The 26,753-nt window shown below is 34.4% G+C and carries 28 protein-coding genes; 21 read left to right on the top strand and 7 right to left on the bottom strand.

Annotation, left to right across the window (positions count from 1 at the left end; translation table 11 throughout):
• Positions 1-49 precede the first annotated feature (49 nt).
• The 5 genes from AC4BC7_RS05105 to AC4BC7_RS05085 all read left to right on the top strand — a co-directional run bounded on the left by AC4BC7_RS05105 (position 50) and on the right by AC4BC7_RS05085 (position 4,419).
• On the top strand, positions 50-748 hold the full coding sequence (locus AC4BC7_RS05105) for a tRNA (adenine(22)-N(1))-methyltransferase (RefSeq protein ID WP_207940805.1): 699 nt from the start codon (positions 50-52) through the stop codon (positions 746-748).
• Entirely contained in the window at positions 745-1,866 is a 1,122-nt protein-coding gene (locus tag AC4BC7_RS05100) for a Nif3-like dinuclear metal center hexameric protein (RefSeq protein WP_207940804.1), read from the top strand. The genes AC4BC7_RS05105 and AC4BC7_RS05100 overlap by 4 nt, the downstream gene beginning before the upstream one ends.
• Positions 1,867-1,881: 15 nt before the next feature.
• Positions 1,882-3,111, top strand: a complete 1,230-nt coding sequence (pepT, locus tag AC4BC7_RS05095) for a peptidase T (RefSeq protein WP_207940803.1) — start codon at positions 1,882-1,884, stop codon at positions 3,109-3,111.
• A gap of 56 nt (positions 3,112-3,167) precedes the next feature.
• Entirely contained in the window at positions 3,168-4,070 is a 903-nt protein-coding gene (locus tag AC4BC7_RS05090) for a diacylglycerol/lipid kinase family protein (RefSeq protein WP_207940802.1), read from the top strand.
• Positions 4,071-4,152: 82 nt separating this feature from the next.
• Entirely contained in the window at positions 4,153-4,419 is a 267-nt protein-coding gene (locus AC4BC7_RS05085) for a DUF1294 domain-containing protein (protein ID WP_490504041.1), read from the top strand.
• Between the two features lie 15 nt (positions 4,420-4,434).
• Here AC4BC7_RS05085 and AC4BC7_RS05080 read toward each other — a convergent pair whose 3' ends face one another.
• Both AC4BC7_RS05080 and AC4BC7_RS05075 read right to left on the bottom strand, forming a co-directional pair.
• Positions 4,435-5,379 (bottom strand): IS3 family transposase, encoded by a 945-nt coding sequence (locus tag AC4BC7_RS05080; protein WP_490504395.1) that lies wholly within the window; start codon positions 5,377-5,379, stop codon positions 4,435-4,437.
• Positions 5,265-5,828 carry a helix-turn-helix domain-containing protein gene (locus AC4BC7_RS05075; protein WP_311055572.1) on the bottom strand — a complete coding sequence of 188 codons (564 nt, stop codon included), beginning with the start codon at positions 5,826-5,828 and terminating at the stop codon, positions 5,265-5,267. Before AC4BC7_RS05075 ends, AC4BC7_RS05080 begins: the two co-directional genes overlap by 115 nt.
• An 83-nt stretch (positions 5,829-5,911) precedes the next feature.
• Between AC4BC7_RS05075 and AC4BC7_RS05070 the strand changes: the two genes are divergently transcribed.
• The 5 genes from AC4BC7_RS05070 (at position 5,912) to AC4BC7_RS05050 (ending at position 9,296) form a co-directional block, all read left to right on the top strand.
• Positions 5,912-6,946 carry a lysylphosphatidylglycerol synthase transmembrane domain-containing protein gene (locus AC4BC7_RS05070; protein WP_207940800.1) on the top strand — a complete coding sequence of 345 codons (1,035 nt, stop codon included), beginning with the start codon at positions 5,912-5,914 and terminating at the stop codon, positions 6,944-6,946.
• 3 nt (positions 6,947-6,949) lie between these two features.
• Positions 6,950-7,552, top strand: a complete 603-nt coding sequence (locus tag AC4BC7_RS05065; protein ID WP_207940799.1) for a transglutaminase-like domain-containing protein — start codon at positions 6,950-6,952, stop codon at positions 7,550-7,552.
• A 65-nt stretch (positions 7,553-7,617) separates the two neighbouring features.
• On the top strand, positions 7,618-7,791 hold the full coding sequence (locus AC4BC7_RS05060; protein WP_207940798.1) for a glycine zipper domain-containing protein: 174 nt from the start codon (positions 7,618-7,620) through the stop codon (positions 7,789-7,791).
• Positions 7,792-7,915: 124 nt separating this feature from the next.
• A complete protein-coding gene (locus AC4BC7_RS05055) occupies positions 7,916-8,821 on the top strand; it encodes a GNAT family N-acetyltransferase (RefSeq protein ID WP_207940797.1) in 906 nt (301 codons plus the stop codon).
• The gene (locus AC4BC7_RS05050; protein WP_243430505.1) at positions 8,793-9,296 is read left to right on the top strand and encodes a GNAT family N-acetyltransferase; all 504 of its coding nucleotides are present in this window, start codon (positions 8,793-8,795) and stop codon (positions 9,294-9,296) included. Before AC4BC7_RS05055 ends, AC4BC7_RS05050 begins: the two co-directional genes overlap by 29 nt.
• A gap of 161 nt (positions 9,297-9,457) precedes the next feature.
• On the opposite strand, the gene AC4BC7_RS05045 is transcribed toward AC4BC7_RS05050, so the two are convergent.
• The gene (locus AC4BC7_RS05045) at positions 9,458-9,994 is read right to left on the bottom strand and encodes a glutathione peroxidase (protein ID WP_207940796.1); all 537 of its coding nucleotides are present in this window, start codon (positions 9,992-9,994) and stop codon (positions 9,458-9,460) included.
• Positions 9,995-10,165: 171 nt separating this feature from the next.
• Here AC4BC7_RS05045 and AC4BC7_RS05040 point away from each other — a divergent pair, with 171 nt between their 5' ends.
• From AC4BC7_RS05040 to AC4BC7_RS04995, 10 genes are all read left to right on the top strand, one after another.
• A complete protein-coding gene (locus AC4BC7_RS05040) occupies positions 10,166-10,411 on the top strand; it encodes a hypothetical protein (protein WP_207940795.1) in 246 nt (81 codons plus the stop codon).
• A 112-nt stretch (positions 10,412-10,523) separates the two neighbouring features.
• Positions 10,524-10,886 carry a hypothetical protein gene (locus tag AC4BC7_RS05035; protein WP_490504040.1) on the top strand — a complete coding sequence of 121 codons (363 nt, stop codon included), beginning with the start codon at positions 10,524-10,526 and terminating at the stop codon, positions 10,884-10,886.
• A gap of 151 nt (positions 10,887-11,037) precedes the next feature.
• Entirely contained in the window at positions 11,038-11,301 is a 264-nt protein-coding gene (locus AC4BC7_RS05030) for a GNAT family N-acetyltransferase (RefSeq protein ID WP_243430502.1), read from the top strand.
• A gap of 208 nt (positions 11,302-11,509) precedes the next feature.
• On the top strand, positions 11,510-14,113 hold the full coding sequence (gene clpB / locus AC4BC7_RS05025) for an ATP-dependent chaperone ClpB (protein ID WP_207940793.1): 2,604 nt from the start codon (positions 11,510-11,512) through the stop codon (positions 14,111-14,113).
• Positions 14,114-14,389: 276 nt separating this feature from the next.
• Positions 14,390-15,223: an ABC transporter permease gene (locus tag AC4BC7_RS05020; protein ID WP_490504038.1), complete on the top strand. Its 834-nt coding sequence runs from the start codon at positions 14,390-14,392 to the stop codon at positions 15,221-15,223.
• On the top strand, positions 15,216-15,995 hold the full coding sequence (locus AC4BC7_RS05015) for an ABC transporter permease (protein ID WP_207940791.1): 780 nt from the start codon (positions 15,216-15,218) through the stop codon (positions 15,993-15,995). Before AC4BC7_RS05020 ends, AC4BC7_RS05015 begins: the two co-directional genes overlap by 8 nt.
• 13 nt (positions 15,996-16,008) lie before the next feature.
• Entirely contained in the window at positions 16,009-17,037 is a 1,029-nt protein-coding gene (locus AC4BC7_RS05010; RefSeq protein WP_207940790.1) for an ATP-binding cassette domain-containing protein, read from the top strand.
• Positions 17,038-17,044: 7 nt separating this feature from the next.
• The gene (locus AC4BC7_RS05005; RefSeq protein WP_207940789.1) at positions 17,045-18,118 is read left to right on the top strand and encodes an ABC transporter substrate-binding protein; all 1,074 of its coding nucleotides are present in this window, start codon (positions 17,045-17,047) and stop codon (positions 18,116-18,118) included.
• A gap of 12 nt (positions 18,119-18,130) precedes the next feature.
• The gene (locus AC4BC7_RS05000) at positions 18,131-19,864 is read left to right on the top strand and encodes an adenine deaminase C-terminal domain-containing protein (RefSeq protein WP_490504037.1); all 1,734 of its coding nucleotides are present in this window, start codon (positions 18,131-18,133) and stop codon (positions 19,862-19,864) included.
• Complete coding sequence (locus tag AC4BC7_RS04995; protein ID WP_490504036.1) at positions 19,848-21,170, top strand: amidohydrolase; 1,323 nt, start codon at positions 19,848-19,850, stop codon at positions 21,168-21,170. The genes AC4BC7_RS05000 and AC4BC7_RS04995 overlap by 17 nt, the downstream gene beginning before the upstream one ends.
• A 19-nt stretch (positions 21,171-21,189) precedes the next feature.
• On the opposite strand, the gene AC4BC7_RS04990 is transcribed toward AC4BC7_RS04995, so the two are convergent.
• Positions 21,190-22,335 (bottom strand): AI-2E family transporter, encoded by a 1,146-nt coding sequence (locus AC4BC7_RS04990; protein ID WP_490504035.1) that lies wholly within the window; start codon positions 22,333-22,335, stop codon positions 21,190-21,192.
• Positions 22,336-22,409: 74 nt separating this feature from the next.
• A complete protein-coding gene (locus tag AC4BC7_RS04985) occupies positions 22,410-24,008 on the bottom strand; it encodes a PucR family transcriptional regulator (protein ID WP_207940786.1) in 1,599 nt (532 codons plus the stop codon).
• Positions 24,009-24,416: 408 nt separating this feature from the next.
• Between AC4BC7_RS04985 and AC4BC7_RS04980 the strand changes: the two genes are divergently transcribed.
• Positions 24,417-25,688: a dicarboxylate/amino acid:cation symporter gene (locus AC4BC7_RS04980; RefSeq protein ID WP_490504034.1), complete on the top strand. Its 1,272-nt coding sequence runs from the start codon at positions 24,417-24,419 to the stop codon at positions 25,686-25,688.
• A gap of 47 nt (positions 25,689-25,735) precedes the next feature.
• Here AC4BC7_RS04980 and AC4BC7_RS04975 read toward each other — a convergent pair whose 3' ends face one another.
• Positions 25,736-25,993 carry a hypothetical protein gene (locus AC4BC7_RS04975; protein WP_207940784.1) on the bottom strand — a complete coding sequence of 86 codons (258 nt, stop codon included), beginning with the start codon at positions 25,991-25,993 and terminating at the stop codon, positions 25,736-25,738.
• 297 nt (positions 25,994-26,290) lie between these two features.
• Positions 26,291-26,653 (bottom strand): TIGR02328 family protein, encoded by a 363-nt coding sequence (locus tag AC4BC7_RS04970; protein WP_207940783.1) that lies wholly within the window; start codon positions 26,651-26,653, stop codon positions 26,291-26,293.
• Positions 26,654-26,753 lie beyond the last annotated feature (100 nt).

Genomic DNA, 26,753 nt, shown 5'->3' with positions numbered 1-26,753 from the left:
GTGTTGTGCCATTTTTAAGAGAATTTTTAGTGAGAAAAGAGGAATTTTAATGAACGAACAAGAATTATCACGACGCTTAGCACGTGTTGGTTCGCATGTTCCCCAAGATGCACGATTAGCAGATATTGGTTCAGATCATGCCTATCTACCCGTAGCGTTGATGTTAAAAAATAAAATTACATTCGCGGTAGCCGGTGAAGTTGTTAGGGGGCCTTTTCAATCAGCTGAAAAGCAAGTCCGTAAAAGTGGTTTAACAGATCGGATTGTTGTCCGTTTAGCTGATGGTTTAGAAGCGATTGAAGTGAATGATGAAATTAACGCAATCACCATTGCCGGTATGGGAGGGACATTAATTCGCTCAATTTTAGAAAGTGGTAAAAATAATGGTCGAATGAATGGTACTGAACGTCTCATCCTCCAACCAAATATCGGTGAGAAAACATTACGGGAATGGTTAGCACAAAATGACTATGCAATTATTGAAGAAGAAATTTTAGAAGAAAACAAAAAGACGTATGAAATTATTGTTGCCGAAAAACAGAAACCTACGACCTATACTGAGCAAGAATTATTTTTTGGTCCGAAATTATTAGAAGAAAAAAATGAGGTTTTCTTCCAAAAATGGCAACGTGAACTAACTGCTAAAGAACGTGTGTTAAGTCAATTAGAAAAAGCTGAAGAAAAACCTTTAGAAAAAGTTGAAGAAATAAAAATGCAACTTGCTTGGATTAAGGAGGTTTTGGCATGAGCCTTTCAGCCAAAGAATTTATTCATCGCTTTGAAGAATATTGTCCTTTATGGTTAGCAGAAGAAGGCGATCCAGTCGGTTTACATATTGGAACATTAGACCGTGAGATTCAACGTGTGATGATGACTTTAGATGTTCGTCCAGAAGTTGTGGAAGAAGCAATTGAAAAAAAAATTGACTTGATTATAGCTAAGCATCCGCCTATTTTTCGTCCTATTCAGCGTTTAACTGAAGATGATTTACAAACAAAGATGTATATTGATTTATTACGTCATAACATTTCTGTTTATGCCGCACATACAAACATGGATATCATCGAAGACGGACTAAATGATTGGTTTTGCGAAATGTTGGGTATTCAAGTGACAAATTATTTGAAAAAAACACATGAGATTCACTTTAAAAAATTAGCTGTGTATGTTCCTGTTGAAGCAAGTGCAGCGATGCGTCAAGCGTTAGGTGATGCCGGTGCAGGAACACAAGGGAATTACCATCATACGAGTTATTCGTTGATTGGTACGGGACGTTTTACGCCAACCGAGGCAGCCAATCCAGCGATTGGTTCAGCAAATAAAGCAGAGCAAGTACAAGAAGCCCGAATTGAAGTACTTTACCCTGAGACAATTCAACAACAAGTATTAGCAGCGATGTTTTCTGTTCACCCTTACGAAGAGCCTGCCTATGATATTTTAACGTTGGACAATCCACCACAAACATTTGGATTAGGTCGTGTGGGGAAATTAGCCCAGCCAATGTCGATTGATGCCTTTACACAAAAAGTGAAAGAAGTTTTTCAATTAGATGGTTTGCGGTTGATTGAACCACAGCAACCTAAAAAAATGATTCAAACAATTGCCATTTGTGGTGGTTCAGGTGGTAATTTTTATGGAGATGCATTAAAAGCTGGCGCAGACGTCTATATTACAGGCGATGTTTATTATCATACAGCGCATGATATGCAAACAAATGGGTTGACAGTTATCGATCCTGGTCATAACATTGAAGTTGTCTGTGTACCAAAATTCATAGAAAAAATGGAAGAATGGAAAAAAGAACAGCAATGGGATATCGAATTTATCCCATCTGAAACAAATACCAATCCTTTCCAATTTAGATAAGAGGAGTAATGTCAGATGTACGAAAATTTATTACCACGTTTTTTACGTTATGTAACAACAGAAACACGTTCAAATCCAGAAAGCACTACAACACCTTCAACGCAAACGCAAGTTGCTTTTGCGCATACATTGAAAAATGAGTTAGAAGAATTAGGTTTATTTGATGTCCATTACAATGAAAAAAATGGGTTTGTCCTAGCAACTTTACCAGCAAATACCGATAAAGAAGTGCCAGCAATTGGATTTATCGCACATATGGATACAGCTGATTTTAATGCGGTCAATGTCAATCCACAACTTATAGAAAATTATGACGGTGTGTCTGATATTCCATTGGATAAAGATGGGAAATATGTCTTAACTACCGCAGATTTTCCTAATTTAAAGAATTACACGGGTCAAACATTAATCACTACAGATGGTTCTACCTTGTTAGGTGCAGATGATAAAGCAGGGATAGCAGAAATTATGACAGCAATGGAAATTTTGTTAGCTAATCCATCAATTCCACATGGTGAAATTAAAGTGGCATTCGGTCCTGATGAAGAAATCGGGGTTGGCGCTGATAAGTTTGATGTAGAAGATTTCAACGTTCAATTTGCCTATACGATGGACGGAGGTCCAGTAGGTGAATTACAATACGAAACGTTCAATGCAGCACAAGCAGATATTACTTTTTATGGTAAGAATGTTCATCCTGGTACAGCAAAAGATACCATGATTAATGCACTACAATTAGCAATCGATTTTCAAAATCAATTGCCTGCGGACGAAGTTCCTGAAAAAACAGATGGCTATGAGGGATTCTTCCATTTAATGGGATTATCTGGTTCTGTAGAAGAAGCGAAAATGAGCTACATTATTCGTGACCATAACCGCGAAAAATTTGAAGCACGTAAAAATCTAATTACAGAAATTCAAGAAAAAATGAACCATCCGTTCGATCAAGAACGTGTTGCTGTTCATATGTATGACCAATACTACAACATGAAAGAAGTCATTGAAAAAGATATGAGTATCATTGATGTTGCTGAGCAAGCGATGCATGAATTAGCAATCCAACCAATTATTGAACCAGTACGTGGTGGAACAGATGGCTCAAAAATTTCCTATATGGGAATTCCAACACCAAATATTTTTGCAGGTGGCGAAAATATGCATGGTCGTTTTGAATACGTTTCTTTACAAGCGATGGAAAAAGCAACAGACGTTATTGTCAAAATCGCTGAATTAGTTGCAAAATAACAAAAAAGATAGTAAAGTCGAATTGAACTTTACTATCTTTTTTAGGGGTGAGTAAGATGAAAATCATGGTCATTTATAATGATACGTCTGGTAAAAACGAAGGTGAGCAAATTGCTAATAACTTCAAAAACTTTGTGAAAAATAACAAAGATGTTAAAAAAATTATTTTTCAAGTCACAAATCCAGATGTTGATGAAAAGAAAATTCTTCAAAGTGCAAAAGATCATCAAATCGACACCCTTGTAGTTATTGGCGGCGATGGCACTGTCCATCATGTGGTTCGCATGTTCCAAGAAACGATTGACCAATATCAAGTCGGCTTGATTCCAGGTGGAACAGTTAATAATTTAGCTCGTGTATTAGCTATTCCGTTAGAACAAGATGAGGCTTTTAATGTAATAATTAATCAACACACACGTAAAATCGATTATGCAAAGGTGAACGATGATGTGATGATTTCGACTATGACAGTTGGTATTTTAGCAGATACTGCATCGAAAGTTAGTCAAGAAGAAAAGCAAAAATATGGTCCATTGGCATTTACAAAACGTTTTTTCCGTATCTTATTCAAGCGCCGAAAATATCCACTTTCTATTCAAACAGAAGATGATTTTTGGCAAGGAAAGGCGCATTTAGTGACAATTACTATGACAAATTCAGTTGGTGGATTTACTCAATTTGATGCATCTGCCACACCAGATGATGGACAAATGCATGTGACGATTATTCCGAAATTGCAATTTTTCCGTTTTATTTATAATATTCCACGTATTTTTAAAGGAGAATTTCATAAAATTCCAGGAGTAACTTATTTTTCAGCCAAAGAAGCCACACTAACACCATTGACTGATGAGAAAAAAATTGTTACTCGAACCGATGGAGACCCAACAGATGATTTACCTGTTCACTTACAAGCGATTCATCAAAAATTAGCAGTGTTTACACCTTCAACAAAATAAAGGAAAAGCAGACGATGAGAATTGTCTGCTTTTCTATTGATAAATTCTCATTGTAAGTTATCCTATAGGTATGGAGGTTTATATGTCAGAAATAATTCAAAATCCGGTATGGATGTATTTGATACTGGTCAATGTGTATGTATTTTGTTTAATGGGCTACGATAAGCAGCAAGCAAAAAAAAGACGATGGCGTGTACCAGAAGCAAATCTTTTGTTTTTTGGGATTATTGGTGGAGGTCTAGGTGGTCTACTTGCACGCGCTTTTTTCCATCATAAGACGCGTAAACCTAAATTTTTAGTTTGCTTTCTAGTTGGTGTCGTTTTTGATGGATTAGGTGGCGACCCCTAAAAGTTAGAGTTTTTATTATGCAGCTGATTGGCTGGATTGAATTCGGTATTCGACCGGACTCAGTCCAGCCAATTTTACTTTTGATCGTACGTGGTTATACCAGTAGATGTATTCTTTAATTCGTCGTTTTAATTCTTCATAACTGACTAGTTTCTCTCCATAATACATTTCTTGTTTTAATATGCCAAAGAAATTCTCCATCGAAGCATTGTCTGCACACGTTGCTTTACGTGACATACTCTGGAATACATTGTTTTTATTTAATGTTTTTACCCATTTATTATGTTGGTAATGCCAACCTTGATCCGAATGGATAGTTGTACGGTAGGTTGCGTGATTCTTTATTATCTCTATTGTTTCATTTAGTGGCTCCATGACTAAATCTAATGTTGGGCGTTTCTTAATTCCAAACGCAATCACTTCTCCATTATATAGGTCAAGAATAGGGTTTAAATACAACTTTTCTTCCCCTAGACATTTGAATTCCGTAATGTCAGTTACTAGTTTCTGAAATGGGATAGGTGTACTAAACCGACGTGACAATCGATTCTTCACTATTTTTCCAGTAGTTCCTTTATATGAATTGTATTTACGGGATTTTCGCATGAATTTTACACACTTTAATCCTAGCTCTCGCATAATGCGATACACCTTTTTATGATTAATACAGTATCCTAATTTCTTTAACTCGTCTGTAATCCGTTTATATCCATAACGTTCATAAAACGCCTTAAATAGGTGAGTAATGCGTTCTTTTAGTTCGATATCCAGATCTTCTTTTCCGAAGTTCTTGACATGATAGTGATAGGTTGCTTCGGGAATTCCCACAACTAGGATAATATCCTTTAATCGGAACCCTTCTTCTTTAAGTTCGAATGCCCATTTTGCTTGCGCTTTTCGAGTAAGACATTCGGATTTTCCCGAAAAGCTCTCAGCTTTTTTAAATAGGCAATTTCTAATCTCAGTAGTTCATTCTCTCGTTCTAACTCCGTTTCACGTGTGAACTTGTTTTCTTCCTTTTTCGTTTGTTTATTTAGTTTCTTAGTCATAGAAGGTCGCTCCTTTGATTTTGGTTTCAAGCCTTCTATCCCTTGAGAATTAAAATCTTTCATCCAACGATAAATTAATGAAGGATTATTTAATCCGAATTGTTCAGTCGTTTCCTGATAAGAAGCACCTGTGTCTAACATAAATTGTATCGTATTTAATTTAAATTGAACAGGATATACTTCCTTCCTTTTTCTTCGTTTTAATCCCTCCATCCCTTGTGTTTTATAAGCTCTTACCCAATTTTGTAATGGTGTTGCAGAAGGCATATTGTATTTCTTCGCCAATAATTTATAACCAATATTTCCATCCAAATACTCCGTAACAAGCTTTATTTTAAATTCTTCACTATATTTAGCCATAAAAATACCCCCGAAAGTTAGATTTATTACTCTAACTTTCGGGGGTCGGTACCTTATTGCTCTTTTTTAGTTAGGAGAATGAAATGAAAATAAATGCAAAAGCTAAATTTATCTTAAATATTTTAGCGTTATTACTGATTTTTGGAATCATGTTTTATTTAATTAAAAATTCTTTATCCGACATACTTGCGGAATTAAAAGAAACAACGATTATTGTTTTAGTGGGTGTCGTTTTTTTAGGAATTGCCTATCAATTTTTTGAAGGTTGGTCTATTCGTTCAATTGTGACCGGCTTCTCTAAGAAATTTCGTATTTTTGATGGAATGCTAACGGCTTTTTATGTGGCTTTTTATCGGGTGATTACATTTGGCATGGGGACGTTAATCTCAGAAATTAATTTTTATAATCGTAAAGGATTAAAAGTTTCGCAAGGGATGGGTGTTGCAGCGCTACATATGATTATGTATAAAGGTGCTATTCTAACCTATGCTATCTTTGCATTAATTATCCAATTTTCTCTGTTTTATGAACATGCGCCTAAAATGATTCCATTGATTTTATTGGGCATGGTCATGACAGGTGTGATTATCTCATTCTTTTTAGTTATCTCAATAAGTTTAAAATTACAAGTTGGTTTTGTCATGTTGTGTCATCGTTTCTTAAAGACAAAAAAAATGCGTGATTTTGTTGATCGGTGCAATATTCAAATCTATTCTTTGCGAGAAACTGTTTCTTCTGTTTTAAAAGATCGAACAGCCCTTGTTAAAATTTATTTGTTAAATTTATTGAAATTGAGCATGTGGTATCTCATTCCGTATGTTTGTTTAGTAGACAATCATCCAGATATTGACTTTTTATTAGTCTTTTCCTTGATTAGTTTCACCCTCGTTTTGGCGGGTGTTTTGCCTTCTCCTGCGGGTATCGGAGCATTTGAATTTGTCTATCTCTTTTTATTTAGTCCATTAGTAGGAACCGTGGATGCCGTATCATCTATGTTGTTATATCGCTTTGCATCGTATGTCTTACCATTTTTACTTGGATTTGTTGGTGTATTAGTCGATCGTAAAAATGCTATTTCAAATGAATTAGAAGAATTGAAGGCAGAGAGAAGTGAATAGCGGATGAATGTTGAAGTAGATGAATTATCTGCTTACGTAGAGGACTTACCAGAACTAGCGATTCATTCAAAAGAAATTAAAGAATTAACAGAGACGTTGTTTTTGGTAAGTGACACAGAAATAGAAAAGGTTCAAAAAGCATTTGTTTTTGTTCGAGATAAAATTGCCCATTCTTGGGATGTTCAACAAAATGAAGTCACTAAAACTTCGCTAGAGGTATTACATGCTGGTCATGGAATTTGCTATGCAAAGGCTAATTTATTAGCAGCTATTTTACGGAATGAAACGATTCCCACAGGATTTTGTTACCAACGTTTATTGCTAATGGATAAAGAAACAGGCAAATATTGCATTCATGCGCTTAATGCAGTCTATCTACACTCCAAAAAAAGATGGGTAAAATTAGATGCGCGTGGAAATAAAGAAGGGATTCAGGCAGATTTTGATGGGAAAGTAGAAAAATTGGCGTTTGTTCCTAATTCGGAAGAGGATGAATACACGTATCCAACTATTTATGTGAAACCAAACAGTCAAACGATGATCACTCTGTCTGAAGCTACGAATGCTTGCGAGATGTATTTGAAGGATTTACCTGAAATTATTTAAAATAATTGCCACAACATCCAATTTTTGTTAGGCTTAAATTGAGAAAACCAAAGGGAGTGACGAATATGAAGAAAAAAGATGATGTAAATTATACAGCTCTTGGTGTCGCATTAGGTCCCGCTTTTGGTGTCGTATTTGGTTTATTATTTGATAATTTAGCTCTAGGTATTGCTTTAGGGGTGGCACTTGGCGTTGCCATTGGTGCTGGATTAGATAGTCAGAAAAAGAAAGAGAAGTAAAATGATTTGATAGAAAGCTATTATAGCTTTCTATCTTTTTTTGTATTTAGTTTACATGAGGTTCTATTTTAGTTTACAAATTAAACTAAAATGTATAAATTATAAATAAAGGAGGATTCGATAGGTGACTAACTTATACTTTATAGATAAATTTCGTGGGTTTAACCGATTTTATGCAAATTTATTAGGGAAATTTGATTTTAAATTTTATGGTAAATTATTTACAATTGGTGAAGCAAACGTAATCGCTGAAATTTATAATAATCATGCATTAAGCGCTAAAGATATTAGTGAAAACTTAATGATGAATAAAGGGCAACTAAGTAAAATGTTAAATAAATTTGAAAAAAATGGTCTCGTAGTACGTGTACCAGATAATAATGATAAACGTTCTTTTATTTTATCTCTTACTGAAAAAGGGACACAGATGTATTTAGAACAAACTGAAATTGTGCGTCTAGGATTGAGAGAAGAGTTACTTCCGTATTCTAAACAAGAAATGCAACGATTAGATTGTGCGATGACTATTTTTAAAAATACTTATGAAAAAAACAATCACATCGCAATTGATGAAGGAACCACTCAAGATATTGGTTTTATTGCAGACTTGCATAGTAGATTGTATACAGAGCTAGGGTATCATTATGCCATTCAAACGCATATTTTAACTTCTTTGATACGTTATACGGAGAAACCTCGGTCGGGAAAAATCTGGATTGCGAAAGTCAACGGTATTCGTGTAGGATCGATTGGAATTGTTGAAAATGAGAAAAATAAGTGGGAAATTCATTGGTTTGCTGTAGATTCAAATTATCAGCATTTAGGTTTAGGTAAGCAATTATTAGATACGCTTATGCAATTTATTACAGAAAAACAAGTGCAACACGTTTATTTATGGACGATTAATGAATTAACACAAGCTAGAAATCTATATGCAAGAAGTGGGTTTACTTTAACTGAAGCAGTTCCGACTACCAAATGGAAGAACAAAGAATTAATGGATGAAAAATGGGTATGGCAACATATTTAATAAAAAAGGTGGAAAAAAGATGCAGGTTATTCGTTATAAAGAAAAATATAAACAAGACTTTATTGATTTGAACAAGCGTTGGATTGATAAATTTTTTAAAATCGAACCACATGATTTAGAACAATTAGAAAATGTGGAAACTTATATAGAGCAAGGTGGAATGATTTTTTTCGCGATAGAGGATGATCATGTTTTATCAACGTGTATGGTGACTGAACTGCAACCGAAAGTATGGGAAATTTGTAAATTTGCTACAAACGAAAAATTCCAAGGAAGAGGCGCAGGGAAGATAGTATTTACTGAGGCAATAAATTATGTAAAAGAGCAAGGTGCGAAAAAAATTGTTATCTATTCCAATAAAAATTTGAAAACAGCATTGCATATTTATCAATTGTTTGGCTTTAATGAAGTGCCTGTCGATATAGATGATTATGAACGTTGTGATTATCAAGCAGAATTGTTGTTAAATGAATAAGCTAAATGAATATCTCCTTACTCTAATTAAAGGATTAGATTTTGACAGTATCCTTTTGCATAAGGCTTTAGATAAAAATAAGAAACAACAAGGAAGTTAATTCTTGTATCTTTTGAACGTATAAAAAATTCCTCACCTATCCAAACAGGCGAGGAATTTTTTTAATCTAACAAAGCTAAAATATCCTCTTTGATTTCTGCAGGTTCAACAGTTGGGGAGTAGCGATGTACGACTTGTCCTTTGGTATCGACTAAAAATTTTGTGAAATTCCAATTAATTGCATCAATTTCTGCATCGGGATGAACAGTGTGCATTTTCTCAGCGAAAGCTTGAGCCTCTTTTCCTTCATCTGTCGGTTTATTTTTTCGTAACCATTGATATAAAGGAATGGCTTGTGGACCATTGACATCAATTTTTTCAAATCGTGGGAAGGTAGTGCCATAATTCAGTGAACAGAATTGATTGATTTCTTCACTTGTTCCTGGTGCTTGTTCCATAAATTGATTGCATGGGAAATCAAGAATTTCAAATGGTTGTTCAGCGAGTTCGCTGTATAATTTTTCTAAGGCTTCGTATTGCTTCGTGAACCCACATTTTGTTGCAGTATTCACGATAAGTAGAACTTTTTCTTGATAGTTATTTAATGAAAAATCATTATTTGATTGATCGCTTACTGTGAAATCGTAAATTGTTGTCATAGTATTTCCTCCTTTTGTTTATTCTACTGCAAACGATTTATTTATGCGAATGTTTGATTAGGATTGTCTTGTATTTTGATAAGAGAAGTAGCAATTTTGGTTGTATAGTAAGTGATGTGATAAAATTAATTAAAACGTTTTCGATTTTGGTTTTCAAAGGAGAGAAGGTCTATGAAAAAAATTAATCATCTGTTACAACTCGGTTCGATTTTATTAATGATTGGTTCAATTATTCTATTTGTTATGGTATCGAAATCTGTAAAACAAGTGGGTACAACTAATTTTGACCTTGCAAAGTGGCAAGATGCAGATCTTTTTGTACTAAAATTAGGGTTTAATTGCTTAGTTGCTAGTTTTGCTTTAAGTGTTTCCTCCCTTTTTTTCAGCGTAAAATGGTTAACTAAAAAAGAGAAATAACAGACGAACACCAGTCATCTTGATTCCAAAAGATGGCTGGTGTTCTATTATTGAGACAATAGTTATTCTATGGTAGACTTTGAAAGAAATAAAAATGCAAGGAGATGTCTACTTGGTTTTAGATATTTTAAGTTTATTTATCACCGTATTAGTATCGATTTATTTAGCGCTATTGGTTTCTGTGCTATTGTTAATGTTGTTTTTTCATTTGAAAAGAATGATATTGCAAATGGATGAAGGAAAATGGATTGCCTATTTTAACACAATTAAAGCAAAAGGATTATTTCTGCGAATGCTGTTTTGTTTTTTTATAGCTTTGTTGCTAATTTCTGCCTTTAATACATATGTGTTTTGGCAAGGAAATCTGATGTACGGAGGACTCCTAATTGCCTGTGGTATCTTTCATATTTCATTTAAACTCTATACAAAAAAAGCCGAATATATCGATAAGATGAAAAATCAATTTCCTAAATAGTCAAGAGGTGCAAGATGTTACGTAAAATTGAACGAAAAGACGTTTTGGCTTTGCAACAGTTGAATGCAATGGAATTAGGTTATGCTGTTTCTTTAGAGCTAACAGAAACTATAAATTACAAAAACTAATGAAAGAGAAGCATCATCATTTTTTGCGTGTATATGAAGACGTTAAAACGAAACAAGTAGTTGGTTATGTTCATGCAGAAATCTATGATAATTTATATTCTGAAACAATGTTTAACGTTATGGGATTAGCTGTTTTAGAAACTCACCAACAGCAAGGAATTGGGAAGCAGTTAATGGATGAAGTAGAACTCGAAGCAAAACGACGGAATTATTTGGCTATACGTTTAAATTCTGGTGAAAATCGAAGCAATGCACACCCATTTTATAAAAAATGGGATACCAAGTGAATAAGATGCAAAAACGTTTTATCAAATTTTGTTAACTATACTGTTAGAAAGCTTAGACGATAGCTGTGTCTAAGCTTTTTATTACGTTTTATAATCAGTCAAAAAAACTTTTGACTTTTAAGGGTTATTTTTTGACCTTTACTGACCATAGTCGTATAATAATTCTTGTAAGACAATAAGTCTTAGTCAAATGATGGGAGGAAATGTTATGAATATAGAGAAAATGACGACGACGCTTCAAGGAGCAATTGCCGAAGCACAACAAATTGCAGTGACTCGTCATCATCAAGAAATCGATATAGCCCATTTATGGAAAATCTTTTTACAACCAAATCATTTTGCAAGAAATTTTTATACAGATGCTGGGATTGACGTGGATGCTTTTGAAACAGAAGTTGATCGTGCGTTAGATGAATATCCAAGTATTGAAGGTGGAAATGTTCAATATGGGCAAAGTATGAGCCAAAATTTATACAATTTATTAAATGAAGCGGATAAATTAAGAGAATCTTTTCAAGATGAATTTTTATCAACTGAAATTGTATTACTTGCTTTAATGAAGTTAAAAAATTATCGACTAACAAAATATTTAACCAAACAAGGAATCAATGAAAAAGAATTACGTAAAAATATAGAAGATATGCGAGGAGGGGATCGAGTGACCTCACAAAATCAGGAAGAGCAATACAAAGCATTAGAAAAATATGGTGTTGACTTAGTGCAACAAGTGAAAAATGGCAAGATGGATCCGATTATTGGACGTGATGAAGAAATTCGCGATGTTATTCGTATTTTGTCACGTAAAACAAAAAATAATCCAGTATTAATTGGTGAACCAGGTGTTGGTAAGACGGCCATTGTTGAAGGACTAGCCCAACGTATCGTTCGTAAAGATGTTCCTGAAAACTTAAAAGATAAAACCATTTTCTCATTAGATATGGGAGCATTGATTGCTGGTGCAAAATTCCGTGGTGAATTTGAAGAACGATTAAAAGCTGTTTTACAAGAAGTGAAAAAATCAGATGGTCGCATTATTTTATTCATCGATGAAATTCATAATATTGTGGGTGCTGGTAAAACAGAAGGCAGTATGGATGCTGGCAACTTATTAAAACCTATGTTGGCGCGTGGCGAATTGCATACAATTGGCGCCACTACACTAGATGAATATCGTCAATATATGGAAAAAGACAAAGCCTTAGAACGTCGTTTCCAAAAAGTGTTGGTAAAAGAACCAACTGTTGAGGATACCATTTCTATTTTACGCGGACTAAAAGAACGTTTTGAAATCCATCATAGTGTAAATATTCATGACAATGCGTTAGTCGCTGCGGCAACACTATCCGATCGTTATATTACAGACCGCTTTTTACCAGATAAAGCGATTGATTTAGTAGATGAGGCTTGTGCAACCATTCGTGTGGAAATGAATTCTATGCCAACTGAATTAGACCAAGTGACTCGTCGTTTAATGCAATTAGAAATTGAAGAGGCCGCTCTAAAAAAAGAAACAGACGATGCATCGAAAAAACGTTTAGCTTCTCTCCAAGAAGAATTAGCAGAATTACGTGAAGAAGTTAATGCGATGAAGATGCAATGGGAAACTGAGAAAGAAGAAGTCAATGAAATTTCTAATAAACGTGCTGAAATTGATCGAGCTAAGCACGAATTAGAAGATGCTGAAAATAATTATGACTTAGAACGTGCCGCTGTTTTACGTCATGGAACTATCCCACAATTAGAACGTGAATTAAAAGAATTAGAAAACAAAGATGCTAGCGATCATTTACGCATGGTACAAGAATCAGTGACAGAAAATGAAATTGCAACAGTTGTTGGTCGTCTAACCGGTATTCCTGTAACTAAATTAGTTGAAGGTGAACGCGAGAAATTAATGAAATTAAATGAAACACTTCATCGCCGTGTCATTGGACAAGACGAAGCAGTGAATGCGGTCAGTGATGCGGTTATTCGTTCGCGAGCTGGCTTGCAAGATCCAAATCGTCCATTAGGTTCATTCTTATTCTTGGGACCAACAGGTGTTGGTAAAACGGAATTAGCAAAAGCTTTAGCCGAAAACCTATTTGATTCAGAAGATCATATGGTACGTATTGATATGAGTGAGTACATGGAAAAACATTCTGTGTCTCGTTTAGTCGGAGCGCCTCCAGGTTATGTGGGATTTGAAGAAGGCGGTCAATTAACTGAAGCCGTCCGTCGTAATCCATACACAATTATTTTGTTAGATGAAATTGAAAAAGCCCATCCAGATGTATTTAATATCTTATTACAAGTGTTGGATGATGGTCGTTTGACAGATTCGAAAGGTCGCGTAGTTGATTTTAAAAATACGGTGTTAATTATGACAAGTAATATCGGTTCCCAACTATTACTTGAAGGTGTAACAGCCGATGGAACAATTCCAGAAGCTGTTGAAGAACAAGTAATGGCCATTCTAAAAGGACACTTTAAACCAGAGTTCTTAAATCGAATTGATGATACCATCTTATTTACACCATTAAGTCTTGAAAATGTGAAAGGCATCGTTGATAAGGTAGTTGTCCAATTAGCTAAACGCTTAGTTAATCAAGAAATTTACTTGAGTATTTCTAATGATGCAAAATCTTGGATTGCAGAACAAGCCTATGAGCCAGCTTATGGTGCGCGTCCCTTACGCCGATTTATTACACGCGAAGTCGAAACGCCTCTCGCTAAAGAGATTGTTTCTGGACGTGTGTTACCAAAAACAAACGTCACAATTAGCTTGTTAGATAACCAATTAGTATTCCAAAATGAACCAATCGAAGAATAAAAAATAGACTGAGATTCTTTTTTAGAGTCTCAGTCTATTTTTTACGAATGATAATAAAATGAAAACAAAATCATTAAGGATTGATTAGGGTTGAAAACATTGATATACTTAGATTTGTTTGTTGTTTTATAGAAAAAAGTAGTAGTGGATAAAAAAATAATGGGTCAAAATACGAACGTTCGTTAAAAATAGATATGTTTTTTATGTTTTTTTATTGAAAGCCAGGAACTCATCCCGTATAATCTCTCTGTGCTTAAAACAAAGAGGAGTGTAACAATGAAAAAAAATATTCCATATATGATTTTATTACCAGGAATTATCCTTCTAGTATTTTTCTTAATGGTTCCATTGATTGCGAGTATCTTTCCTACTTTTCTTCCTAAAAATGGAGGTATTGGTAATTACATCGCTTTCTTTCAAGATGAATATAACCGTGGGATTTTTTGGAGAACAATTCGCGTGTCAGGAATTGTGACGATTATTTCGTTAATTTTAGGAATACCAACTGCTTATTTTATTGCTGGTTTACAGAAAAAATGGCGCGGCATTTTAATGGCAATGACTTTGTTTCCTTTATTGACAAACTCGGTTATTCGAAGTTTTGCGTGGATTAACATTTTAGGAAAAAATGGTGTTATTAATAATTTTTTACTGTCAGTAGGTATAATTGACCAACCCCTAAGTTTACTTTACACGGAATTTGCGATTATCATTGGTTCTGTGTATCTATTTTTACCAACTATGATTATGACACTAGTCGGCGTAATGGAAAATATTGAAGGAGAAATGTTGGAAGCTGCAGAAACATTGGGTGCTTCACCATTTATCGCTTTTATCAAAATTGTCTTGCCATTATCCATTCCAGGTGCCATTGTTGGGAGTATTTTAGTATTTACCGGAACACTAACAGCATATACTACACCACAATTGCTTGGTGGAAATCAAAAAATGTTATTAGCGACGTTCCTTTACCAAAAAGCGTCAACGCTAGGTGATTGGAATGCAGTTGCTATTATTGCTTTGATTATGATTGTTACAACGCTAATCGTAATGAAAGGTTTAAATGTAATTGCTAGTCGAATGGATAGGAGAGAAGTGAATCATGCGTAAACAAAAAGGAATGACGATTATTGCAATATTAGTATTTGCCTTTTTATTTCTACCCTTGTTGCTAATCGTTGTGACATCGTTTGGAACAGCTGCGGCGATTCAATTTCCTATCAAAGGATTTACATTGGATTGGTATGGCAATGCACTGCGCTCAGAAACCATGCTAGAGAGTTTTAAATTAAGTTTAATTGTTGGCTTACTTGCAACTATTTTGGCGTTATTAGTCGGTGTTCCTGCTTCTTATGCATTAGCGAGATACACAGTGAAAGGCAAAAATTTGATTAAGAGTTTCTTCTTATCACCTACTGTTATTCCAGGAATTGTTGTCGGCTATACTCTTTTCCAATTTATTGTTGTTGCACTAGGTTTGCCAGTATTTCAAGGGCTATTGATTGGACACTTTTTAATTAGTTTACCTTATATTATTCGTGTCGTAGGTTCAAGTATGGATCAATTGGACTATTCGATGGAAGAAGTTGCTTGGACATTAGGATGTACACGTTTTAGAGCATTTATGCAAATTGTGCTACCAAATGTTTCTTCAGGAATTTTCGCTGCATTCATGTTGGCATTTGTTAACTCATTTAACAATGTTCCTGTATCGATGTTTTTATCTGGTCCAGGAGTGACAATGTTACCAACATCTTTATTAAGTTATATGGAATACAACTACGATCCAACCGTTTCGGCAATTTCAGTTATGTTGATGTTATTGACAATCGGCTTGATGTATCTGATTGAAAAAACGTTAGGCTTAGCGTCTATTGCGTAAAGGAGAGAAAAACGTGTCATTTGTTGAACTAAAAGACATCCGTGTGAGTTATGACGGAAAACAAAATATTTTAGAAGAAATGAATATTTCGATGGAAAAAGGCGAACTTGTTTCTTTATTAGGTCCGAGTGGTTGTGGTAAAACGACAACTTTACGAGTGATTGCAGGTTTAATCAAACCGAATGATGGCGAGTTTATTTTAGATAATGAAAATCTAACAAAAATTCCTGTTCATAAACGTAATTTTGGAATGGTTTTTCAAAGTTATGCATTATTTCCTCATTTAACAATTGCTGAAAATGTTGGTTTCGGTTTAAAATTACGCAAAGAAAGCAAAGAAGTAATCGCAAAACGTGTTGCTGAAATGTTAGCAATCTGTGGTTTAGAAAACCTAGGTGATCGTTATCCTAAACAATTATCTGGTGGTCAACGCCAACGTGTTGCTTTAGCACGTGCGTTAATTATTGAACCAAAATTATTATTATTGGATGAACCATTATCGAATTTGGATGCTAAATTGCGCGTAGCTATGCGTATTGAGATCAAACGAATTCAACAACAGTTAGGAATTACAACTGTATTTGTTACTCATGACCAAGAAGAATGTTTCTCGATTTCCGATAAAGTAGCGATTATGAATAACGGAGTAATTGAGCAATATGATACACCTGAAAACATTTATCGCTTACCAAGAACCCAATTTGTCGCTCAATTTATTGGATTTGAAAATTTCTTTGATGTAACTAAAACGGCAGCTGGTTATCAGACAAAAAATAATACTATTCTTTCTTCAACGATTTCAACTGCAACAGCTGAAAAAGCAGTTGCAACCATTCGTCCCGAAGATATCCAAATCGTCAATGCTGGTGCAGTAAAAGGAACCGTTGTTGTCCGTACATTTTTAGGCAAAAGCCACCAATATGAAGTAGCAACGGAATTAGGTACGTTGTTAGTGAATGGTAGCGATCAACAAGTTTACCAAACTGGTGAAGAAATTCAATTAAACTTCCCAGCTGAAAAATTAGTTATTTTAGAAAGGTGAGAACACAATGAAAAAGTATATGTTCGGTTTATTATTGGTGTCGGGATTAATTTTAGGAGCTTGTGGTAATAGTGAAGCAACCAAAACAGAAGAAACAAAGGGTGGAGAAAGCTCAGGAAGCAACGCATTAGTTGTTTCAACATTTGGTTTAAGTGAAGATATTGTGAAGCAAGATATCATGGCACCATTTGAAAAAGCAAATGATGCAAAGATTACATTAGAAGTTGGAAACAGTGCGGATCGTTTTACAAAATTGAAAAATAATCCAAATGCAGGTGTTGATGTAATTGAGTTAGCACAAAACAACTCAACAGAAGGTAATCAAGACGATATGTTTTTAGAAATTACTGAAGCAGACGTACCAAACTTAGCAAATTTAACAGATAGTGCAAAAGAAGTTTTTGAAAGTGGTTCAGGGGTACCGATTGCTGTTAACAGTATTGGTATTGTCTACGATAAAGAAAAAGTTGGACATGAAATTACTAGTTGGGAAGATTTATGGAGTGAAGACTTAAAAGGTCAAATTTCAATTCCAGATATTACTGTAACAGCTGGTCCATTAATGTTATATGTAGCAAGTGATTATGCAAAACAAGATATCACTGCAGACAATGGTGAAAAAGCTTTTGAAGCATTAAAAGAATTAAAACCAAATGTAGTTAAAACTTATTCAAAATCATCTGATTTAGCGAATATGTTCCAATCAGGCGAAATTTCAGTTGCTGTAGTGGCAGACTTTGCTGTTGATATTATTAAAGGTGCAGCAGAAGATGTCACATATGTTGTCCCTGAATCAGGCACATATGCTAACTTTAATACAGTAAATATTCCAAAAGACACAAAAAACAAAGAATTAGCTTTAAAATTTGTTGACCACCGCATCAGCGAAGAGTCTCAAAAAGCTAAAGCTTTATCTTTAAATGAAGGTCCAGTGAACAAAGATGTTGAATTAACTGATGAAGAAGCAGAAAATAAAACATATGGTGCTGTTGCTGACCGTGCGCAACCAGTAGATTTCAAACTAATTAATGAAAATATGAGTTCTTGGGTAGACCAATGGAACCGTACAATGAATAATTAAAAGAGGGATACAATGAACGCAGATGTGATTATTAAAAATGCTTGGGTCTTTCAAACACCGACTCGAAGCTTTGTGAAACAAAATGTTGCCATCAAAGGGAACAAATTTTATTATATCAGTGCTGCCGACATAGACGATCTTTCTGCAAAAACGATTGAAGCCGAGAATCAATATTTGATTCCCGGCTTAATTGATATTCACATGCATATTGAAAGTTCTATGACGACACCAACGATTTTTTCTGAAACAGTTTTGCGGTATGGTGTGACAACGATTGTAGCAGATGCGCATGAAATGGCGAATGTTTTTGGATTAGAAGGTCTTAAGGAATTTATGGCTGCCAAAACTACTTTGGATATTTTTCATGCGATTCCATCTTCAGTTCCATCAACTACACCGGAATTAGAAACAACAGGTGGCATTATTGGCTTACCTGAAGTGGAGCAATTACTGCAAGATCCACGAGTGATTTGTTTAGGTGAAGCAATGAATTTCAAAGGAATTGCTTATGAACCCGATTCCTTGATTGCTCAAATTATTGATTTATGCAAAAGAATTCGCCCAACGATGCCAATGGAAGGACATATTCCTAAAATTTATGACCAAGAGTTAGCCGATTTCTTATATAGTGGGATTTCATCTGATCATACCCACCAGTTTCCTGAACATCTACTAGACAAAATTCAAGCAGGATTGTTTATCCAATTTCAAAATAAATCCATTACACCAGAAAATATGGCAGTCATTCGCGACAATAATTTATATGATTTTGCTTGCTTAATTACAGATGATGTAATGGCAGACGATCTGTTACAAGGGCACTTAAATGAGAATTTAAAAAAAGCTGTCTCTGCTGGATTGCCCATAGAACAGGCGATTTATATGACAACATACACACCTGCTCGTCGCATGAGTTTATTAGACCGAGGAATGATTGCTCCTGGTCGAGTGGCGGATTTTATTTTATTAGATAACTTGGAAGATTTCTCGATTGCTCAAGTTTATAAAGACGGTCAAAAAGTTTTTGAAAAAGGCGAACCATTTGTTTATCCGCAAGTCATAGAAGAATTTCCACAAGCATACCAGCAAAGTGTTAAATGTCGTCTATTAACAGCGGATGATTTAGTCTTAAAAGTTGAAACAGACAAGGTACAAGTTCGTTGTAATGTCATTCAAAAGCAAGTCATCGGAACTTTTACGGAAAGAGTTACAAAAGAAATTGCTGTTGTAGAAGGAATATTACAAACAGAAAGCGAAAACCTTGGTCATCTACTTGTGATGGAACGCTATGGTAAAAATGGCAACATTGCTCATGCTTTAATGGAGCAACCTTTAAAGCATAAAGGAGCCATTGCTACAACATGGGCGCATGACCATCATAATTTAATGGTGATGGGGAATGATTCAGCATCTATTTTAGTCGCGCAACAAGCTTTGTTAGCACTACAAGGTGGTTATGTAGTTGTCCATGATGGCAAAGTAGTAGCGACTTGTCCGTTGCCAATTGGTGGTATTTTATCGCAAGCACCTGTTGAAGAACTCGGTGCTGATTTACAACAAGTTCGGTTGGCAATGCAGCAACTCGGTTATGAAAATATGAATGAAATTATGTCTTTCTCCACATTATCATTACCTGTTTCACCGGCGATTAAAGTAACAGATAAAGGCATGATGGATACTAAATCACAAACGTTTTATCCATTGGTTTTCCCAGAGGATGGTGTTTTACATGCGACAACTCATTAAAAATGTTCATGTGTTAACGATTGATGACCAAATGACCGAGTTTCCAGAAGGTTATGTTTTAATTGAAGAGGATGCAATTCAAGAAATCGGTGCGATGGATGCAAAATTGCCATCTGCAGATAGGGTCATTGATGGCAAAAATGGCATTTTAATACCAGGCATGATAAATGCGCATACGCACGTAGGAATGATTCCATTTCGTTCTTTGGGAGATGATGTACCAGATCGTTTACGTCGTTTTTTATTTCCATTAGAACAGGTCATGACAAAAGAACTAGCGCAAGCTTCCGCTCAATATGCTGTAGCAGAAATGCTTTTAAGTGGAGTAACAAGTTTTTGTGATATGTATTATTTTGAAGATGCTATTGCTGAATCAGTTGAAAAGATGGGCGCTCGAGCGATTTTAGGTGAAACAATTATTGATATGCCAACATGTGATTTTCAAACGCCTGAAGAAGCACTTATGTGGTGTGAATCGTTTATTGAGAAATGGCAAGGACATCCATTGATTATACCAGCGATTGCTCCTCATGCCACCAATACGAATACACCAGAAGTCTTATCAAAAATTGTAGCATTAGCTAAACGCTATGATGTTCCCATTACAATGCATGTAGCCGAAATGACCTATGAAATGGAAGAATTTGCACAAAGGTACCAGCAAACACCGATTGCTTTTTTAAATGAATTAGGTTATTTTAAACAACAATTTATTATAGCGCATGGTATTTTTACACAAGCGAGTGACTTTGATTTGTTGCAAAGCAAAGCGCAGGCCGTTAAAGTAGCTCATTGTATTGGTGCCAATACAAAATCAGCAAAAGGTGTAGCACCAGTCAAAGATATGCTGAAAAATCACTGGCATGTTGGCTTAGGAACGGATGGTCCAAGTAGTGGCAATACCTTAGATTTATTTACCCAGATGCGAATGTTTGCTAATTTTCATAAAACGCATGAACATGATCGAGGATTATTCCCAGCTAACGAGATTGTTACCTTAGCAACAAAAGGTGGCGCACAAGTCTTAGGATTAGATCATTTGGTGGGGTCAATTGAAGTTGGAAAGAAAGCTGATTTAACATTAATTGAAACAGAATCAGTTAATATGTTTCCTATTTTTGATGCCTATTCAGCCTTGGTTTATTCTGCAAATGCAAGCAATGTCTCAGATGTTTGGGTTAACGGTTGTCAACTAGTCAAAGAGAAGCAATTAGTCGCGCAACAAGTCTCTGATTTGCGCCAACAGTTGGTAGAAAATATGACAGAATTTGTGAAAGAAGCCAAACGTCGTTCAGAAGAAATATAAAAGAAACAACACCGCAAACTTATTCAGATTGCGGTGTTGTTTCTTTTATGGAATCGTCAAGCCAATTGGTCACGATAATTTTTAAGATAGCAGCGATTGGTACAGCAAGGAACATTCCTAAAATCCCTAAGTAGGCACCACCAATAGTAATTGAAATAATGATGATAATCGGATTTAGATTTAATGCACCACTCATAATACGAGGACCGATAATATTTCCATCAATTTGTTGCAAGACAATCAAAGCAAATAATACCGATACCGCATGACTCAATCCACCCGTAAAGAAGGTGATAATTGCTGTAACTACAGACGCAAAGATTGAACCAAAATAAGGAATCATATTACAAATCCCTAATAGCAAACCTAGCGTAATGGCAAATTTGACATTCATCAATAAAAGGACAATTGACGCAGAAACACCAACAATACAAGCGTCAATAAACTGAGAACTAATGAATTTATAAAAAATTTGGTTGGTAGTTTGTATCCAACGTCGACTACTATTAAAGACAGTTTCTGACATGATTTTACTAGATAATTTACCAATAAAATCTAAAATTGAGTCTTTAAACAACAACGTATAGATTGAAATAATGACAGATAAAAAGAAATTAATGACTAACGAAGACAAGCCTTTGGTGAATGCACCTAAAGAAGTTAAGGCTTGCGTCCACTGAAGTAACAATTTATCAGGAGAATAATCCGCTGTTAAATTAGTCAATAACTCTTCTAAACGAATAAATTCAATGACACCTTGGTCTTCTAAATTTGTAGCCAAATCAATTAAATAATTATAAAACGTTGGCAATAACGTCAATAAATCAATCACATTATTGATAATCAATGGTACAAGATAATTTAATGCAATAAAAATTAAATAGATTGCACAGAGATATAAAATCAAGATACTAATACCACGACTTCTTTTTTTGATAAAGGGATGTCTAATTTTTTGACACAATTTCTCAATTCTATTTTGTGCTCCGTTGAGTAAATAAGCAAGGATAAAACCCATGATAAAAGGGGATAGAACATGGAAAAAGTTACGCAACGCATTGACTATAATCTGATAATTAGAGATGAATTTATATCCTAAGATAACGGCCATCAGAAATAAAAACCGAATAATCCAATAATTCCAATCAATTTTGATTTTTCTCAATCAACAACACCTCAATTTCATTGTTTCATTTTCTTTTATTCTAACATAAATGTTTCATGAAAGACGTAAACTTTTTATCTTGGATTATCTGTATGATTTCTCAATAGTAAAATAGCGATTGTTAAACGCATTCTCACTTCTGGGTCCTCTAAAGAAACGTGTAAAATTTGTTCGATTTTTTTTAAACGATAGATGACCGTATTTCGATGTAAAAACAAGGAACTTGCGACTTTATTAATTGCTCGTGAATGATAGAAATAGTGATAGAGTGTTTCTATCAATTCAGCTTTTTCAACAGGATTTTCCAATTGCATTAAAGCAAGTAAATTATCTTCAATATAACTTTCCTGTTCGTTATTAGGAATCAGTTGTAACAATTCAGAAATCACTTTTGGTCGGTATTCAATTAAAGTCCGTTCTGGTGGATTGGTGACGAGTGTCAATGCTTCAGCAGCTTCCGTAAATAAAGTATGGGTCTGAATTAAAGGGAGTTCACTATGAGAATATCCAATCACAACTGTATAGGGTGTTGCAATTTGTTCAGATAAAAATGTTTGCAGGTGATAGAGTCGTTTAAAAGTCATATCTAGAGAGGGAATGAGAAAAACTAATTCTTCGCCATTAATGAATAATTGATAATCCAATTGTTCTTCATCTAAAAACCATTTTAAGTAGTCATGCACTCTGCGCACCATTTTGTAACTAATTAAATAAGAAGTCGTCACTTGCTGAATTGAGACAATGGCACACTTATGCAGTGTGAACGTATCAACTTCTTGTAGGCGTAATTGTTCTACTAGCACCGACGAATCAACTTTTTTTGAGATAATCGAAGTGAATAAATCATTTTTTATTTGACGTTTAGCTTCTTCATTAATTAAAGTACGCAATGTAGAAAAACCGAGTAAGTTTACAATTTGTTGCAATAAAAGAGTCGCTTCTTTATTCCCATTTTCATAATCTAATATACCTAGAAATAACCCATCTGATTGGAAATCTGTATTAATGGGTAATAAAGCGATGGTATGATTATCATAAGTTCCGATAAGCGGTTCAGACAAGTCCAATAGCTTTTGTGTCAATGATGCTTTTAGCGTTTGTCCAATGTATTGCGCATGTTCATCAATATTTTTACTAGTGTAAGTGACGACATAATGTGAATTGATTAAAAATAATTCTTTATTAATAATCATGGAAATTTTTTCTAAAAATAAACTAGTGGGGCCTTCTTCTAAAATAAATGTTGATAATTTACTGGTATGTTCAATAATGCGTGACAAAGCATTTGATTGCGATTCTAACAAGCGATGCAATAAATCACGGACAACAACAGACAAACCAGTATCTTTAGGCAATAATAAAACAGGGAATTGTAATTCATTCGCTACATCTAAGACTTCTTGAGGAATTTTATCAAAATAACGTTGATCTTTAATGCCAATTGCTGCACAATTTCGTTCGTCCATTTCTCTAATTAAACTGGTTAGTGCGGGAATATCCTGATAAAAGTGAAAACCGGTTGTGACTAATAACTGTCCTTCAACTAAAAAGTCGATAATGTCAGGAGCTTCCATCATTCCCACGGTCGTCACTTCTCTAGTTAAATCTGCTTTTTGGTTGGCAACTTGAATATAATGCGTTTCATCTGCATTTAATAAAGAATAAAGCTGCATAAGGACTCCTTTCTTTGTACACTGAGCACTAAAAAAATAAATTTTTGGTATTTTCGTACAAGGTCTCATTGTTTGTATAGAGTTATACTATACAATATATAAAATGGCAAGACATAGTAGAAAGATAAATGAAAGAATTGACTGTTGTTTGACTATTCCACGAGGAAAAATCAGTCACCTTTTCTAGTGAATGATTATTTAAAGGCAAAATAGCTTTTGTTAAAATTAAACAAACAGACAAAGTGGAAAATCGTTTTTTCCGCTTTTTTTTTGAAAGAAACCCTTTTCTTTTGGTTTTTTTTAGTTAAAATAGACAAATAGAGAATTATTCTCATACTTGATGACCAATTCTTTACACAAGGAAATTAGTTATAATATGCTTAATAAAAAAATAGGAGTGTGGGGTTTATGAAAGTATTATCATTTATAAAAAAGTCGACCACAACGCAAATGGTTATTGCGTTAATTGGCGGTATGGTATTTGGAACAGTTGTTGGTGAATGGGCAGGTAATTTAAAATTTATAGGAGATATATTTATCCGTTTAATTCAAATGTCCATTGTTGTCTTAGTTATGGCTTCGGTCATCTCGGCGATTGGCGAAATGGCTCGCCAAAAAGAAGACAGTACCTTTGGAGTGAAGATGGGGGTCAATACTTTTAAATGGATTTTATTTTTCACAGTGGTTGCATCGACATTAGGCTATCTATTGGCGATAATTATCCAACCAGGTAAAGGAATGATGACAGCTGAAAGTTTAACAGTTGAAGTTCCTGAAGCATTAGGTTTTCAAGAAACTGTAACGAATTTTGTTTCAACAAATATTTTTCAGTCAATGGCATCCGCAGATATGATTCCAATTATTATCTTTTCTGTCTTTTTTGGAGCAGGTTTAAATATGCTTGTGAAAAAAACTGGCAATACCTTAGTTTTAGATGGTGTGAAAGAAGTCCATACGATTGTTTTGAATATCATTCAGTTAGCGATGAAAGTTGCGCCAATCGGTGTATTTTGTTTATTAGCAAATGTAGCGGGCACAACTGGATTACAAATTATATTCCCAATGATTAAGTATTTAGGAATTTTATTAATTGGTGTCTTATTAATGATGCTGATTATGTCGGCTGTGGTTGCTGTACGTTGCCAACTAAATCCAATGCTTCTTCCAAAGAAATTTATGGATATGTCAATTGTTGCATTGACCACAACAAGTTCAGCAATTACTTTTCCTACAGCATTAAAAGACTGTGTAGAGAAATTCGGTGTGCGTCGTGATGTAGCTAATTTTACCATGAGTGTCGGAATGACCATGGGAAGCGCAGGAGCGGCTATGTGTTATGTTGTCATGATTTTATTTATGCAACAAAGTGCAGGCATCGAGTTACCACTCTTGAAATTGTTAATCGGTATTGGTTTATCAATTATGTTAACTTTAGGAACAATCACTGTTCCTGGAAGTGCAGCTGTTGTTGCGACATTTTTAGCAACATCTTTAGGCTTACCATTGGAATCAATTGCTTTGTTAATCGGTGTCGATTGGTTTGCAGGAATGTTTAGAACATTCTTAAATGTAAATAATGATGTATTTGTTTCTTTATTGGTTGCAAACAGTGTGGATGCTTTGGACAAAGATGTTTATAACAATAAGAAAACCGTTTCTATTGGTAAAGTGGAAGAATAAAAAGAAAGGCAATGAATAAGAAATTATTCATTGCCTTTCTTTTTAGCTCAGCGAAAATATTCAGTATATTTTTTAAGAAGTAAGTAGTCTTTTTCTACAGTAGAATTAATATTCACTTTGTCACCAAAGAGGCTGCGTTTTGAGTTTTCCATCACGCGATGATGAATATTATTGTCGATTAAATATTCGATTTCATCTTCCCGAATGTCGGCACTATCATCAGCTATACGCATTTGGCTGTAGTTAAAGCGAAGGTGAGCAGCATCGTTAACTACTTTTTTAAATTCAAGACGATCAACTTTCATTGCAGGACCTCCTATTTTATTTATATACGATAGCTCAAAATTCTAAATATTACAAATGATACATAGTAATTTTATACAATTTTAATCTTTAAATCCAATAAAGGGGCTATTTATATAACTTTTTTTTGTATATAAAAAAATTATTAGAAAAATAAAATAACAAAGTAGAAGGTTTTTATGTGTTATTCATTTAGTTAAAAAATCTTGCAAACAATCAGCTAACAAAATATAGTTCAACATATTTCATAAAAAATGTTTACTTAAAATGTAATTGTAAATAACAAATTGGACAAATTTTTATATCTCGATGTTTTTAGACTTTAAATTATCTAAACATTCTGTTAGATAATTTTGATTGTGTTCAATATAAATTGGTTTGGATAGTGTTTCAACGTCCAAAGATTTATAAGGCGCACATTTTAATCCTCTGTAAAGAGGATTACGCCATAAATCTGTGGGACGATAATCTCTGCGAACCATTTCATCCATAACTAGTTGATGGTATTGATATAATTTATAGGGTGAGTAGTCAAAAACATAGTTAACCGTAGCATGTCTTTTTCCCCAACCTTTACCTCTTAATGCACAACATTCTCTGTGTTGACCTAATAATTGTTGTCTAGGCAAACGAGAAATCAAATCTTCATGCCATAATCTCACAATATCACACCTCGTCATATAAGTTTATCTTTTTATAATATCATTTCAAGCATTTTTGTAAAACATAATTTGGCATATGATATAATTAATTGTAAAACAG

It is taken from the genome of Enterococcus sp. AMC1623, assembly GCF_058216495.1.
Note: the sequence above shows the minus strand (reverse complement) of the source record. Positions and strands in the feature narration are given on the sequence as shown.